Raw genomic sequence first — 936 nt, forward strand, 5'->3', positions numbered from 1 at the left:
CTTTTCACCTTTCCCTCACGGTACTAGTTCACTATCGGTCACTAAGGAGTATTTAGCCTTAGGAGATGGTCCTCCCATGTTCCGACAAGATTTCTCGTGTCTCGCCGTACTTTTCAGATACCCTAGATAGGAAATTTTCCTTTACAGGACTGTCACCTTCTTTGGTATTTCTTTCCAAAAATTTCAAGTTTTTTCCTATTTGGTAACTAGTAAATGGTATCTAGGCTATTCCGCGTTCGTTCGTCACTACTAACAGAATCGTTATTACTTTCTTTTCCTGCAGTTACTTAGATATTTCAGTTCACTGCGTTCCCTTTTTGATTAAATTAATCAAAACACTACAAGATTGTTGTAGTAGGTTGCCCCATTCGGAAATCCATGGATCTGCATTCATGTACAACTCCCCATGGCGTATCGCCGTTAATTGCGTCCTTCATCGGCTCTTAGTGCCAAGGCATCCACTGTACGCCCTTAATTCCTTCAATTTAAATAGAGATTATATGGCATGTTTATCTACTTTTCAAAGAACTTTTTTTAAGTTATTTTTCAAATTTAAATATTGGTGAGCCTAAATGGACTTGAACCACCGACCTCACGCTTATCAGGCGTGTGCTCTAACCAACTGAGCTATAGGCTCATTTTAAAAATGATGGAGAACCTAAAAAAGAAAAACTTAATTTTTTTTCAACCTAAGTTTTTCAAAACTGAAGATGATTTTTTTCCTTAGAAAGGAGGTGATCCATCCCCACCTTCCGGTAGGGATACCTTGTTACGACTTAACCCCAATCATCGACCCTACCTTAGACAGTTCCCTCTTTTTACAAAGTTAAGCCACTGCTTTCGGGTATTATCAACTTTCGTGGTTTGACGGGCGGTGTGTACAAACCCCGAGAACGTATTCACCGCGACATGCTGATTCGCGATTACTAGCGATTC

At 39.9% G+C, this 936-nt stretch carries 1 tRNA gene and 2 rRNA genes; all 3 read right to left on the reverse strand.

Annotation, left to right across the window (positions count from 1 at the left end):
* Positions 1 to 485: ribosomal RNA gene (locus AB6A63_RS02280) — 23S ribosomal RNA — on the reverse strand; the annotation flags it as partial.
* A gap of 75 nt (positions 486 to 560) precedes the next feature.
* Positions 561 to 637, reverse strand: a tRNA-Ile gene (locus AB6A63_RS02285).
* 90 nt (positions 638 to 727) lie between these two features.
* A 16S ribosomal RNA gene (locus AB6A63_RS02290) occupies positions 728 to 936 on the reverse strand; the annotation flags it as partial.

Source organism: 'Camptotheca acuminata' phytoplasma, assembly GCF_041276565.1.
Lineage (GTDB): Bacteria > Bacillota_I > Bacilli_A > Acholeplasmatales > Acholeplasmataceae > Phytoplasma.